The 14,451-nt window shown below is 46.7% G+C and carries 11 protein-coding genes; 4 read left to right on the top strand and 7 right to left on the bottom strand.

The genetic code is table 11. The annotated features are described in order from the left end of the window. The first annotated feature begins 31 nt into the window (after nucleotides 1–31). Genes panE through csdA form a run of 3 tightly spaced genes read left to right on the top strand, consistent with a single transcriptional unit; the run spans nucleotide 32 to nucleotide 2,729 of the window. Nucleotides 32–922 (top strand): 2-dehydropantoate 2-reductase, encoded by an 891-nt coding sequence (gene panE, locus V1U08_RS15700; protein ID WP_330470981.1) that lies wholly within the window; start codon nucleotides 32–34, stop codon nucleotides 920–922. After that, entirely contained in the window at nucleotides 919–1,518 is a 600-nt protein-coding gene (locus tag V1U08_RS15695) for a DJ-1 family glyoxalase III (RefSeq protein ID WP_263837333.1), read from the top strand. The genes panE and V1U08_RS15695 overlap by 4 nt, the downstream gene beginning before the upstream one ends. After that, nucleotides 1,518–2,729 carry a cysteine desulfurase CsdA gene (gene csdA, locus V1U08_RS15690; RefSeq protein WP_239951241.1) on the top strand — a complete coding sequence of 404 codons (1,212 nt, stop codon included), beginning with the start codon at nucleotides 1,518–1,520 and terminating at the stop codon, nucleotides 2,727–2,729. The genes V1U08_RS15695 and csdA overlap by 1 nt, the downstream gene beginning before the upstream one ends. Nucleotides 2,730–2,763: 34 nt before the next feature. Here csdA and V1U08_RS15685 read toward each other — a convergent pair whose 3' ends face one another. The 5 genes from V1U08_RS15685 to V1U08_RS15665 all read right to left on the bottom strand — a co-directional run bounded on the left by V1U08_RS15685 (nucleotide 2,764) and on the right by V1U08_RS15665 (nucleotide 7,041). Continuing rightward, on the bottom strand, nucleotides 2,764–3,681 hold the full coding sequence (locus V1U08_RS15685; protein WP_330470980.1) for a sensor domain-containing diguanylate cyclase: 918 nt from the start codon (nucleotides 3,679–3,681) through the stop codon (nucleotides 2,764–2,766). Nucleotides 3,682–3,981: 300 nt separating this feature from the next. Continuing rightward, nucleotides 3,982–4,410, bottom strand: a complete 429-nt coding sequence (gene csdE, locus V1U08_RS15680; RefSeq protein WP_330470979.1) for a cysteine desulfurase sulfur acceptor subunit CsdE — start codon at nucleotides 4,408–4,410, stop codon at nucleotides 3,982–3,984. Between the two features lie 21 nt (nucleotides 4,411–4,431). After that, nucleotides 4,432–5,241: a tRNA cyclic N6-threonylcarbamoyladenosine(37) synthase TcdA gene (gene tcdA / locus V1U08_RS15675; protein ID WP_014232810.1), complete on the bottom strand. Its 810-nt coding sequence runs from the start codon at nucleotides 5,239–5,241 to the stop codon at nucleotides 4,432–4,434. 102 nt (nucleotides 5,242–5,343) lie between these two features. Next, entirely contained in the window at nucleotides 5,344–6,447 is a 1,104-nt protein-coding gene (gene mltA, locus V1U08_RS15670; RefSeq protein WP_330470978.1) for a murein transglycosylase A, read from the bottom strand. Between the two features lie 237 nt (nucleotides 6,448–6,684). Then, nucleotides 6,685–7,041, bottom strand: a complete 357-nt coding sequence (locus V1U08_RS15665) for a DUF2850 domain-containing protein (protein WP_020334309.1) — start codon at nucleotides 7,039–7,041, stop codon at nucleotides 6,685–6,687. Nucleotides 7,042–7,305: 264 nt separating this feature from the next. Here V1U08_RS15665 and argA point away from each other — a divergent pair, with 264 nt between their 5' ends. Continuing rightward, on the top strand, nucleotides 7,306–8,643 hold the full coding sequence (gene argA, locus V1U08_RS15660) for an amino-acid N-acetyltransferase (RefSeq protein ID WP_014232813.1): 1,338 nt from the start codon (nucleotides 7,306–7,308) through the stop codon (nucleotides 8,641–8,643). A gap of 39 nt (nucleotides 8,644–8,682) precedes the next feature. On the opposite strand, the gene recD is transcribed toward argA, so the two are convergent. Next, entirely contained in the window at nucleotides 8,683–10,842 is a 2,160-nt protein-coding gene (recD, locus tag V1U08_RS15655) for an exodeoxyribonuclease V subunit alpha (protein WP_330470977.1), read from the bottom strand. Continuing rightward, nucleotides 10,842–14,444, bottom strand: a complete 3,603-nt coding sequence (gene recB, locus V1U08_RS15650) for an exodeoxyribonuclease V subunit beta (protein ID WP_330471058.1) — start codon at nucleotides 14,442–14,444, stop codon at nucleotides 10,842–10,844. Before recB ends, recD begins: the two co-directional genes overlap by 1 nt. Nucleotides 14,445–14,451: the final 7 nt, after the last annotated feature.

The raw sequence follows: 14,451 nt of genomic DNA, 5'->3' as shown, positions 1-14,451 counted from the left end.
TTGCAGCAAACCTTTTCAATGAGAGCGTTTGGTGAATATTGTCATCTTAGGCCCTGGAGCTATCGGCTCACTCTGGGCAATAAAATTAAAGCAAGCAGGACATCATGTGTCTCTTTGGAGCAGAAGTTCAGAAACTCAGCTTTCGTTGCAACTTGATGACTCAGTCGGTGACACTTTCCTAAATAATCACCTTCTTTCTGTAAAAAGTGCTGACTTGATTGTGGTGACCGTCAAGGCGTGGCAAGTCGAAGAAGCCATTTCTCCTCTGCTTGAACATATCCACCCCGACACAATCGTGATGCTGATGCATAACGGCATGGGAACCGCACAACGCGTTTCAGAATTGCTTCAAAACAACCCTATCGTTTTAGCGACCACAACTCACGGAGCCTATAAACCTTGCAAACAAAAAGTGTTGCATACAGGTCATGGCAACACGCAGTTAGGCGGCTTCAATAATTTGGGCGAACAGTGTCAGTTTTTACAGGAAGTAATGCATCACGCCCTACCTGAAGTGGGATGGAACCCAAATATCAATGCAGCATTGTGGACTAAACTCGCTATCAACTGTGCAATTAATCCATTAACCGCTATCCATCAATGCAAAAATGGCGCGCTTGCACAGCAGGAGTTTCAGGATACGCTGCGAAACATTACGCGCGAATTGATTGAGGTAATGAATAAAGAAGGGCTCGATACTGAGTTCGATAATTTGTTCGGGGTTATCATGCAAGTCGTCAATGCTACCGCTGAGAATTACTCTTCAATGAGACAGGATGTTTACCACCAGCGACGCACCGAAATCGACTTTATTACTGGTTATTTATTGCAAACTGCAGAGAAACACCATATCGAGACGCCTGAGAACCTCAGCCTTTACCAACGTATTAAACAGATAGAAAAAAGCTGGACAGAACAATGAGTGTAAAAATCTTAGTACCTATCGCTCCAGGTACCGAAGAAATGGAAGCCGTGACCATTATCGATATGATGGTTCGAGCTGGATATGACGTGACGGTAGCCAGTGCAGCATTCGATGGGGCTTTAACGATGAAAGCTTCTCGTGGCGTCACGCTAACCGCGGATTGCAAACTGGTCGATATCGCCGATGACGAGTTTGATGTCATTGCACTGCCGGGTGGTGTCGGTGGTTCGGAAGTGTTTCGCGACAGCACAGTCATGATAGAAATCCTCAAACAACATATTTATGAAGGAAAACTGGTTGCGGCTATCTGTGCAGCTCCAGCGTTGGTGCTACAACATCATGATCTATTCCCTAAAGCCTTAATGACCTGTCACCCAAGTTTCCAGTCACACATTCCTGAAGCAAACTGGCGTAGCAAACGCGTGACTATCGATATTAACCATAATCTGATCACCAGTCAGGGGCCGGGAACAGCGTTAGAATTTGCAATGGAAGTGATCATCAAACTCTCTGGCAAAAAACATGCGTGGACTATCGCCGAACCTATGGTGACCATTCCGACGTTGCACTATCACAAAATTGGTGAAGAGTAATGTTTGACGTCAATGCGGTTCGTAAGCAGTTTCCCGCTTTAAATCAGTCAATTAATGACACGCCTTTGGTCTACCTTGATAGCGCTGCAACCACGCAAAAGCCTCAATGTGTGATTGACGTTATCAGTCATTATTACAGTGCTCAAAATGCTAACGTGCATCGTGGCAGTCACAGCTTAACCGCCAATGCCACCAGCCAGTTCGAAGCGGCTCGTGAAACCGTCACCCGTTTTATCGGCGCAGCCAGCTCAAAAGAAATCATCTGGACACGTGGAGCGACAGAAGCGCTCAATTTGATCGCTCAGACCTATGCTCGTAGCAACTTACAAGCAGGTGATGAGATATTGATCAGCGAGATGGAGCATCACGCCAACATCGTGCCATGGCAAATTGTTGCTGAGCAGACCGGAGCAAAAGTAGTAAAAGTGCCAATGACTTCCAACTGTCAGTTTGATTTGGAAGCATTTAAGTCGCTGTTGTCTGAACGCTGTAAGATTGTAGCGTGTGCACAAATCACTAATGTCACTGGTTCACGTCAACCTATCGAAGAAATTACCACACTGGCACATCAGTTTGGTGCCGTTGTCGTGGTGGATGGTGCTCAAGGTATCGTGCATGAGCCGTTAAACCTTGCTGAGCTGGATATCGATTTTTATGTATTCTCAGGACATAAGCTCTATGCCCCAGCAGGGATTGGCGTGCTTTATGGCAAGTTAGCCTTACTGGAAGCGATGCCGCCTTGGCATGGTGGCGGAAAAATGGTTGAGAAAGTATCGTTTGAAAAAACCACCTTTTCTGCGTTACCCGGAAAATTCGAAGCAGGTACGCCGAATGTGGCTGGGGCTATCGCACTCGCAAAAGCCATTGATTGGTATCAGAGTTTTGATCATCAAGAAGTGGAAGCGCACCTGCACACTTTACAAAACAAAGCCTATCAAGCGCTTAGTCAGCTGGATGATATTCACATTCTTGGTTACCAGCCTAATGCATCGGTACTGACATTTGTTATGGATGGTGTCCATCACCAAGACATTGCGACACTACTCGACCAGCAAGGTATTGCAGTACGCGCCGGACACCATTGTGCCCACCCGTTAATGGACGCACTAAAGGTTAAAGGAACAGTACGTGTCTCGTTTGGAATTTATAACACCTTAGAAGACGTTGACAGGCTGATCGCCGCAGTAGAAAAAGCCGTCGATATGCTCTAACCAAACCACGAAATCGTAGTAACCGATTTGGTTGCTACGATTCGCTCTCCATCGTTATCACACAGTTTCGACCATTACGTTTTGCCGCATAGAGTGCTTTGTCTGCCCTTGCATACAATCGCTTTGTCGATTCATAACCGATGATATTCACCACGCCAACACTGACTGTCACAGGAATTTGAACGTTTTCAAACTCAAACTGATTTTTTTCAATATTTGAACGAATTTCCTCGCCGATCTCTGTTGCCGAAGACAATGAAACATCAGGCAGGATAATCGCAAACTCTTCCCCTCCCACTCTCGAGAAGGTTTCATCTTTTGTTAAAAGACTAGAAACTAACTCCGCCAACGTTTCTAAGACGTAGTCACCGGCATCGTGACCTCGCTCATCATTAATAGATTTGAAGAAATCGAGATCAAAAAACAGTAAGGCGGCTTGATAACTTTGAGCTTCGCACTTGGTGATTTCTTCGGACACTTTTTCGAAGAAAACACGGCGATTATAGATGTTTGTTAAAGCGTCGATTTGGCTTTGGTGACGCAGAAGAGTTTCAACTTGATGACGGTTAGAAATATTGCGGGTAAGGATAAGGACGACTCTGCGACCTTGGTACGTTATACCAAGAGGACATACTTTCCCCTCATAATAGAGTAATCCGTTTGGCCCTGTAGTGGGATCAATGCCCTGAACGTTGTCGGCGGACATCTTGTATTCTATGGTGATAATACTGTCTTCCGTCAGACAGCGATTAATCTGCTTAATAAACCAGTCTGCTTGTTCTTTTTCAAGCACACTATGCAGCGTTTCACCAATCAAACTACTGCCATCATGATAGGCGTTTCTATCTATACCACCAAAAACATCAATATAGAGACCATCTTCACTCAGTATAAAAGTGGGGTCTGGCATTCCGGATAACACGTCTTGCGCATGTTCCAAGGAGAATCGCATAAAAGAGAGGTTCCTAGTATTTGTACTAACTAACCCAATTGCCTATAAACCTTCTACAAAGGGATAATAAAAACCTCTTTAAGAATATATCTATCATCTAATGCAGACAAATTGTAACTACAAATATTGGTGTAAAACCGGACTGTGCGCCGAGAAATGAGATCAATAACGAACAATAACTAAAGCCAAAACCGCCGACGTAGTGGAATGGTTTTAAGTCCTTCTTCCATCCCCTTTGCCCAAATAAAAAAGCGCCGAGTAACGTTCGCTACCCAGCGCCTTTCAGAACCAACGAAACTGTTATTTAGCGGTTTGTTTGATCTGCTCAACAATCGCTTTCAGGCCGTTACCACGAGATGGACTTAAGTGTGCAATCAAACCGAGATGCTCAAAATACGCATCAATGTCGAACACTTGGATCTGCTCAGCGGTTTTTCCGTCAAACGCGGCCATCACCAGGGCAATCAAGCCACGGACAATACGCGCATCAGAATCCGCACAGAAATGCCAAACACCATCGTGCTCCTGACTAACCAGCCAAACTAAGCTTTCACAGCCTGACACCGTGACTTGTTCTGATTTCAGCGCTTCGGGCATTTGAGGTAATTTCTTTCCCCACTGGATAACTTGGCGGTAGCGATCTTCCCAGCCTTTAAACTGCTGCATCGTCGCGACAATATCGTCACTTGTTATCTCAGAACCAAATGGTGAAGCTGGGAAATCAGTCATGATGTGTACTTCTCTTTGTTATTACTTCTTATACTTTTGAATCAGCTTTTCTACTATGCGTGAAACCGCAACAAAGCCAAACGTTGCTGTCACAACGGTTGCCGCGCCAAATCCGCTTGCGCAGTCCATTCGCTTAGGTCCTTCTGCTGTAGACTTCACGCCACATACCGAACCGTCCGCTTGTGGGTATTTTAGCTGCTCGGTAGAGAACACGCAGTCAATGCCAAATTTACGCGCAGGATTCTTCGGAAAGTTATGATGACGACGTAAGGTGTCTTTAATTTTTTTGGCCAGTGGATCCTGAATCGTCTTGGTCAGATCCGCCACCATAATTTGTGTTGGGTCGACCTGACCACCAGCGCCACCCGTCGTGATCACTTTAATCTTGTTACTACGGCAGTAAGCCAATAGAGACGCTTTTGCTTTCACGCTGTCGATCGCATCCAACACGTAATCGAACTCTTTGCTCAAGTATTCATGCTGGTTGTCTGGCGTGATGAAATCATCAATCAGATTCACCTTACATTCCGGGTTAATCAGCTTAACGCGTTCGGCCATCACTTCAATTTTGCTTTGGCCAACCGTTCCAGACATAGCGTGGATTTGACGGTTAATGTTCGTTACACACACATCATCCATATCAATCAGCGTCAGCTCGCCAATTCCAGTTCTCGCCAGCGCTTCTACCGCCCAGGAACCAACGCCACCGATACCAATCACACACACATGCGCAGCACGAAGAATTTCGACTTCGCTGTTACCATAAAGACGACGAGTGCCGCCAAAACGTTGATTGTAGTTGTCAGATGCCGGAGTATCGAGTTCGCGCATATTGAAATCCAGATGATCGATAGAAAAACAAAGAGTGCGATTTATACGCACTCTTTGAGAAAATGTCTAGACAAGAGGACGTTCCTCTCGCTTATCAATCCACTATTGTATCTTTTCTGGTGATAAAGCCCAAGGCGCTTGCGTTGGCGTGTTCTCTAAGCCAAGTTTCCAAACACGACCAAAGTGTTTGTAATGACCCGCTTCGATTCCCGCTCTTGCACCAATACCATGATAAAGATCCAAGTGGTTACGTTTCACTGCACCACCTGTGTCGAGTACAAGCAGAATGCGTAATTGATGTGCTCCGCTCCATGTTCCATCCGCATTAAGTAATGGTACTTCTGCCAGAACTGGCGTCCCCATTGGCAAGATTGAACGGTCACCCGCTACTGCTGCCATTGGTAACAGTGGAATGCCCGCGGCTCCAGTCACTGGCGCTTCTGACTTAGGGGCAAAGAACACGTAAGATGGATTCTGTTCAAGCAGCTCACGAACGGTCGCTTCATCATTAGCCATCACCCAATCTTTAATCGCTTTCATCGACATTTCTTCACGCGGTACTTCACCGCGCTCAATCAAAATTCGCCCGATACTGACGTAGGCTTTGTTGTTCTTTCCTGCATAGGCAAAGTACTCCAACGTGTCATCGTCTTCGAAATGCACATAGCCACTGCCCTGTACTTCCATCATGAAAGGATCAATTCGATTTGGGGCATAGCCAAGCACCAGACCTTGACCGTCTAATGCACCATCGTAAATCTCGGCACGCGTCGGGCAGTCAGATGAACAATTCGGCTTACCATAAACTGGATATCTAAAGATGTTATTTGGCTGATGACGCAACTCCATCACCGGAGAGAAATATCCCGTAAACAACACATTGCCTTTCTTGTCGCCTCCACCTAGTTGCGCAGCTTGAATACCGTAAGCGCTAAGCACACTGGTGTCGCCACTTTGCTGAGCCCACTCACTCAGTCTGTGATACAGCGGTTGGTACATCTTCGCCATAGAGGGAGATTTAATCAAAACCTGTTCAACTTGCTTGTTGAACTCGGTAAAGTCGCGAGGCTTGTTCGAATCAACCACGTCCACTTTATTGAGAATTTGAGGAAACTCACCATCGATGTATTGATGGGCAAGATCGTTTTTCTGAGCACAACCAAACAGAAGGCCTAGAGTAACAATAGGAAGAAGTTGTTTTAGCACGTGATTATTCCGTAATAAAAGATAGCAAAAGGATGGCAAACAAAGACAGGCAACGCAATTGAAAAGCCGCGTCAAAGTGTTTCAAAACTAGGTCAACTGTTAAATATGCTGTAATTCCATCCAATTAGTTTCGAATTAACAACATGATAGCAGGGGGACGAATACGCAATTGTCCAGAAAGTGTTTGAATATACGTTATTTGAGCTGTCCAAAATGGAACGGGAATGAATATCACGTTCAGCGCAAGGTGCTGTCGAAACTTCTCTCCAATCGAAAAATTGGCAGATAATGTACGTTAGCATCCAACTTCATTTCCGTGTGTTGCTGCCCAATAAACCTAAACCGGCGAACACTCGAACCAAACTTATAAGACAAAGCATCTCCATCGAAGTCAAAATCGGTCGCAACTGTAGAACCATTAACGGTGACACCTCTTTCGCTTAACTCAAAAACCTCACGAGCATATGGTGCGACCTCTTGCTCTACCCATTTGCCATAAATAATTGATTTTTCAACAGGCGGGTTGATATAACGAGAAATCCAGTCACTGTACAACATACCAGCGATAATTGTACCAACCACTGCGATAAGCATCAGAAAGCGCTCTACGCCTTTTCGAAGTTGGGATTTTTTGGATGAGTCAGATTGGGGCTGAGTAGTAATCGTAGCATTCCTCTCTGGGGCTGAAGATGTGATGACCACTGATAGCGGAAAGATTGAGGCATTTTATCCTTCATCCTATTATTCCCCAAAGGACCACTCTTCATATATTTGTCCTTTATTCCAAAAAATTCACCTTGCCATTAGATGAATAAAAAGACATTATTTAAGCATAAATAAACACAAGGAATGGCTGTAGTGAAAATTCGTAGTACCGCACTCGTTAAAGGGTTCCGCCAATCAACCCCATATGTAAATGCACACCGTGGCAAAACCATGGTGATCATGCTCGGTGGAGAAGCGGTCGCCCACAACAACTTTGGAAACATTATCAATGACATTGCATTAATGCATAGCCTTGGCATTAAAGTGGTGGTGGTTTATGGCGCTCGTCCGCAAATTAACCAATTATTGGTAAAACAAAACCTTACTACGCCATACCATAAAGACATCCGAATTACTGATGAAGAAGCTTTGTCAGTAGTTATGCAAGCCGCAGGTCAACTACAGCTGGCGATTACTGCGCGCCTATCCATGAGCCTGAACAATACACCTATGGCTGGGACAGAGCTAAGCGTTGTATCCGGGAACTATATTATTGCTCAACCTCTGGGTGTGGATGATGGTGTCGACTACTGCCACAGCGGACGGATTCGCCGCATCGATACTGACGCGATTAATCGCACTCTGGACCAAGGTTCGATTGTTCTGCTTGGTCCAATTGCCAGCTCCGTCACGGGTGAGTGTTTCAACTTACTTTCTGAAGAGGTCGCCACCCAGCTTGCGATTAAATTAGGCGCGGACAAACTGATCGGTTTTTGTTCAGAACAAGGGGTCATTGATGACAACGGCAATGCGGTCGCTGAGCTACTTCCTATCGAGGCAGAGCATGTTATCAAAACCTTAACGGAAAAAAGCTCACCAGATTCAGACTACTACACCGGTACACTACGTTTCTTGAAAGGCTCGATTGCCGCTTGTCGTGCGGGCGTACCACGCAGCCATTTGATCAGTTATAAAGTCGACGGTGCCTTAATTCAGGAACTGTTCTCTTTCGATGGTATTGGTACGCAAGTGGTCATGGCCAGTGCTGAGCAAGTCCGTCAAGCCAACATCGACGACATCGGCGGAATTTTAGACTTAATCCGCCCTCTGGAAGAGCAAGGTATACTGGTAAGACGCTCACGCGAGCAATTGGAACAAGAAATTGGCAAATTCACCATCATCGAAAAAGATGGGCTCATCATTGGTTGCGCCGCGTTGTACCCATACGCCGAAGAGCGCAAAGCGGAGATGGCTTGCGTAGCGATTCATCCGGATTACCGCGATGGTAACCGTGGATTGTTATTACTGAATTACATGAAGCACCGCTCAAAGTCAGAAAACATTAATCAGATCTTTGTGCTCACGACCCACAGCCTGCACTGGTTCAGAGAGCAAGGCTTTTACGAAGTGGGTGTGGATTATTTACCGGGAGCAAAGCAAGGTTTATACAACTTCCAGCGCAAATCAAAAATCTTAGCTTTGGATTTATAAAGATTAAAAAGACCGAGTGCATACTCGGTCTTTTAGTTTCTAGTTGGCTAGTCGCTGCACCAATCCACTGGCTCGCGTTGTTTTCACCTTTATTCCTCGTTTAAGCACATTCAGCTCCGCGTAAAGCGCTAAACGTTTCTTCGCTCGGGTGATGCCTGTGTAAATCAGCTCGCGGGTTAATATCGGGCTAAAATCTGGCGGCAGAATCATTAAGGTGTAATCAAACTCACTGCCCTGCGATTTATGAATTGTCATGGCGTAGGCCGTTTCATGCTCTGGCACTCGACTTGGCAGTACCGACTTAACACTACCATCAGGGAGTTCGAAAAAGACTTTCAAACGCTGCTCTTCTTCGCTGTCATCCCGCATACAAATACCAATATCACCGTTATACAAACCTAAACCGTGATCATTGCGCGTAACCATCACAGGTCTGCCGTGATACCAAATCTCATCCTGCACCTTAATCAGCTTACGTGCTGCAAGTGCTTTCTCTATGCGCTGGTTTATCCCAGCCACACCAAAGTCACCTTCGCGAATCGCACAAAGCAGTCTGCACTGGTTAAATGTGTCTAACACCGCTTTGGCTTTTCGGGTTAACGTTTCAGGTTCTCCAGTATTTGGATCCTGCTCTTGCTGCCCAATACGCTTCAGATAACGACCGTATTCTTGTACTAACGTCTGCATCATCTGATTGTAGTTTTGGCTACTCAGAGCAAAATGTTCGATATCTGAAAAGTCTCGCGCCCATACATTGTCCACACTAGCTGCAGAGCCCAAGTTCACCGCTTTTGCTAATTGACCAATGCCAGATCGTGCATCAAACCGGTAACTCTTTTGCAGCATACACAGACTGTCCGCAATACTGGACGCACTGTTGCTACTGTGGGCCAAGGTGTCAAAGCCGGTCAGCTTTGCGATAGCCGAAGCCTGCTCTTTGCCATAACCCAAAGCATGGAACGAGCAAATATCGCCCAACACTGCCCCCGCTTCTACCGAGGCGAGCTGATCTTTATCGCCAAGCAGGATCAGTCGTGCATGCTTAGGCAATGCATCGACCACTTTGTACATCATGGGTAAATCAACCATCGACGCTTCATCAATGACTAAGATGTCCAGATGCAGCGGATTCTGCTTGTTATGACGGAACTCCGCGCTATTAGGGATCGCGCCCAGCAAACGGTGCAAGGTGCTCGATTCAGTCGGGATTTTGGCTTTTAACTCAGGAGAAACGGGTAACTCTTGCACTGCTTTGCCAATTGACTCGGTTAATCGTGCAGCTGCTTTACCCGTCGGAGCCACCAGCTTGATGGTTAGATTCTTCTCTTGTGAGGCCTGCTCTATCAGCGCGGCAAGTAATTTGGTTACCGTGGTCGTTTTACCGGTGCCCGGTCCACCAGAAATCACCGCAAAGCGACGGGTTAGAGCGACTGCGGCCGCGACTTTTTGCCAGTTTACACAAGCAGAAAGTGGCACGAGGTCATCCAGAGGTTGTAAGTCCTGAACGTTATTGGCTTGGCTTAACACCGCATCAATCGCTGGCCAATCCAACGCGTCGCTTGCGACAACATCTAGGTGGTCACACACCAATTGCTGACGCAGAACTTGGTTGTTATTGCCAGCTTCAGTGGCTTTGGCAATCGCGTTAAAAAGAAAATGATATTGACGCGCAAACAGATGGTTAAGCAGCTCAGATAATCGCGTAAATTCTTGCGGCTGCAAGCTAACCGTCGCGCCCAGCTGATTGAGCTTTTTCGCTAGAGTCACTTCATAGTGCCAGTAACGATGTAAATACAAACGCTCACCATCGAACATTAGCGGCAAGGCTTCTCCCTGTGCGCCAACCAAACTGGAATTTTCCAATAATTGGGGCCAATTAATACCTTGCAGTTGAGTATTGAGCGTTAACGCTGCCTCACCGAACAGCCCCAACTTACTGGCCAAATCAGTCGGCTGACCTTGCGCATCGAAGAGAGGCAAACAGATATGTCCTTTACCAAGCTCACTACTGACGACACCAGCGATAAACGCCAGTGCCTGACCGTCTGATTGTGATTCACTCTGCACACCATCAGTTTGAGCATAAAGAAAACGTGCGAATTGGAAATCGAGCTGACGAATCGCCCCTTTGTGTGCCAAGCGTTCAAGTGTTACCAACAGGTTATCTTGGTTAGATGGAAGATTGTTATTGGTCGTCATTACAGTAGCTCCATCTGCCCAGCCTGAGTCGATCGTGTTTCCAGTGCTTGACCATCAATCAAACGATCCATCTCTTGTAAAAATTCTAACGTTGGTTTAGCGGAAAATATGCCGTGATCGCTTTGCCCATCCATACCGCGTAAGAACAAGTAATACACGCCACCAAAATGCTGATCGTATTGATAATTAGCCAGCCGACTGCGCAAAAAGCGATGCAGCGCTAACGCGTAAATTTGATACTGCAAATCGTAGCGGTGATCCGCCATCGCAGATTTTAGTGCTTCACCATGGTAGTGAGTCACATCGTCGCCAAGGTGGTTCGATTTCCAGTCCAGCACGTAGTACTTGCCTTGATGCTCAAACACCAAGTCGATAAAGCCTTTGAGCATGCCTTGAACCGTCTGGAAACCTAAATCCCCCGCTTTGGCAGACAATGGATCATGTCTTTGAATCACACGGTTCAGCGCCGGAGCGGACAACACTTCAATTGGCAGAAGAAACTCCATCTCCACCAAACGCTGCGATGGCGCTTTTTGATTAAGCAGCAATGACTTTCCGTCTAATGGCGTGGCAAGCACAGTATCAATCAGCTGTTGTAAAATGGGCAACCACTCTTCATCCAGCTGCTCACTTTCCATCAAACCGAGAATGATTTGGGTATTCTCTTCCGTCGTGGCTGGCTGAGTAAACTCAATTTCCTCGAATAAGCTGTGAAGGAACGTCCCCGGACGCGCGCCTCTTGGGAAGGTGAAAATAGAACGCTCAGGCTCAACCAAATTCTCTTCGTCTTGCTCGTCAGAAGAGTCAATATCAAAGCCAGTAATCTCAATGGTGGCGTCATGTTCAGTCTGATGAGAGCCCTGCTTGACCAAACCAGAATAACTGGTGATACGCCAGTTTCTGTCGATAGGATTTTGTAGTTCTTTAGCTGTGAGGTCACACACTTCTTCTTGTGGCGCTACATACATCTCTTCGAGCTGCTGTGGCGGCTCACCTAAAGCGACGCAATCAAGCTTATCTTGCTGCTGTTTTAAACCTTGGTACAAATCGTTTATTCCGCCCTCTTGACCATTTTGCACCAAGTAGCCGATTGCGCTGCGGTGAACACCAGTTGGTTCTTTGGTTGAGCGTCCGTTACGCAAAGGCGAAGCGCCAATAAAGCAAGCATACACGGCGCGCGTTAACGCTACATATATCAGACGCAAGTCTTCCGCTAAACGCTCTTTGTCCGCTTGCTGCATTGATGCGTCGTTACCGGTGATATCCAGAACAGTGCGATCATTGGCGGCGTCGTAGTATTTGGCTTCGCTTGCTTCTCGGTAACTGAACACAAACGGCAGAAACACAAGCTCATATTCCAAGCCTTTTGATTTGTGAATAGTGACGATCTGTACCAAATTACGCTCAGATTCCAAACGTTGGATTTGGTCATCACTACCACCCAACCCATTTTCCGCATCACTGATAGACTGAGCTAACCAGCGCAGCAGCCCATGATCACTATCTAATTCGTTGCTGGCTTGCTGAAGGAGTTCACCGATGTGCATTAAATCGGTAAGTACTCGCTCACCATTTTCTCCTTGTGAGCTCGCGCCTTCTTCTAACAATCGTTCGGCAATATGGCGCTTGCTGATCACCGCGCGCAGCATGGGTAATACCCCACGTTGAACCCAAAGTTTGCGATATTCTTTGAACTCATTAACTGCATTTTCCCATACGATTTCATCGTTATTGAGTGCGTCCAAGCTGGCGGCATCCAATGCAAACAGTTCAGAGGCGAGACTCGCACGCAGCGCTCGGTCATTTTCCGGTGTCAGTACCGCTTGCAGAAGACGCTGCAGATCTTGAGCCACCGAGCTGGTAAACACACTGTCTCGGTTAGACAGATATACGCTGGCAATGCCTTGATCTGCCAACGCCTGTTTAATCATTCGGCCTTCGCTACCAGTACGAACCAGTACTGCGATATCGCCAGCTTGAACGGCTTTCACTTTTTCACCGTTCACCAGACACGCTTGCCCCAGCTGAGCCTGAGTCAAAATCGTTTGGATTTGGCTCGCGGTTGCCTCCGCCATTCGAGTTAAATATTCGCCTTTTGGCAGCGGTTTTTCTTCAGCGTTTTGCAACCAATAAGTCAGTGCTGGTTGCTTTTGACCACCCATAGTCCAAATGCGTTTATCGGCATTTGGACTGTAGTTTACGGGTAAGAAAGGAATGTCCGAATCATAGATAAATGGGCTGTCTGGCAAGGCAAACACTTGGTTAACTGCCTGCACCATATCCGCACTTGAACGCCAGTTGGTTCCTAGCGTGTAGTGGGCACTTACTTGGTTACGAGCTTTAATATAAGTGAAAATGTCTGCGCCACGGAAACCATAAATCGCCTGTTTCGGGTCACCGATCATAAACAAACCACATTCTGGATTGTTCAGATAGATACGACTAAAAATACTGTATTGCAGCGGGTCGGTATCTTGGAATTCATCAATCATCGCGACCGGATACAAAGTGCGAATTCGCTCAGCCAGTAGCTCGCTTTCATCGGTATCGATAGAAGCAGAAAGTTGAGTCAGTAAATCGTCGAAAGATAGCCATTGCTTCTGATTTTTCGCGCTGGCTAACATCACGCGACAGTGTTCAATCGCATGGGCAAGCAGTGGCGCTTTTAAGCTAATAGGATTGGCAAGAAAAGCCTCAATCGCTTCAAAAACGGCGTGCTGCGGCGCACTACCTTTAGGTGTTTTTTCCGACAGGATATTTTGCGCAAACTTCTCCAGCTTGTCAGGATAATCATAACCTGTGGTTTCTGTTGCAGCCCAAGCATTCACCGCCTCTAACCAAGTCGGCAGAGACTTTTTGGTGTAGCTGCGTTTGTTGATGTCTGAATCCGAAATCAGCGCTAAAAAATCATCCTGGCTATCTCGCCATTGTGCTTTCAGCTGATCAATTTTTTTCAGATTCTCAGTATGAACATCGGCCAAATTGCCTTTCATCGCAGGTACAGAAAGGCTTAACGGTGCGCCTGTTAAGTAATTGCTGATGTCAGACAACAGTGCAGATGGAGAACCCCACAACTGACGAATTTCCCCCGCTAAAGTGAATGGCAATGGGTAGAAGTTACGTCGCCAATAGTCAGCTACCACCTGAGCTTTAAGGTGGCTTTCGTCCGTCACGAACTCGTTATTAAATCGGCTGCCGGATTCAAAAGCATTTTGTGTCAGCATGCGCTGGCAAAAACCGTGAATGGTGTAGACCGCAGCCTCATCCATTTGACGCTCTGCCTGGAGAAGAATTTCCGCCGCTTGCTTGTGATCGTCGAACTCACTAAGCAAAGGCTGAATGACTGGATCGGAACTCTGTCCGCGAGCAAAAGCGATACGCGCATCATGGATTCTCGCCCTGATACGATCGCGCAACTCCGCTGTCGCCGCTTCGGTAAAGGTCACAACCAGAATTTGATCAACGGTAAGCGGGACGCGATGTTTGGTCTCTGCACTGCCGTGACCAAGCAAAAGGCGCAGGTATAAACCCGCAATAGTGAAGGTTTTGCCCGTACCCGCGGATGCCTCAATTAACCTCGCACCATGTAAAGGAAACATCATCGCTTCT

Source organism: Vibrio sp. YYF0003 (assembly GCF_036350715.1).
GTDB classification, from domain to species: Bacteria; Pseudomonadota; Gammaproteobacteria; order Enterobacterales; family Vibrionaceae; genus Vibrio; species Vibrio natriegens.
The sequence above is the reverse complement of the archived record's forward strand: the minus strand, read 5'-3'. Positions and strand labels throughout refer to the sequence as shown.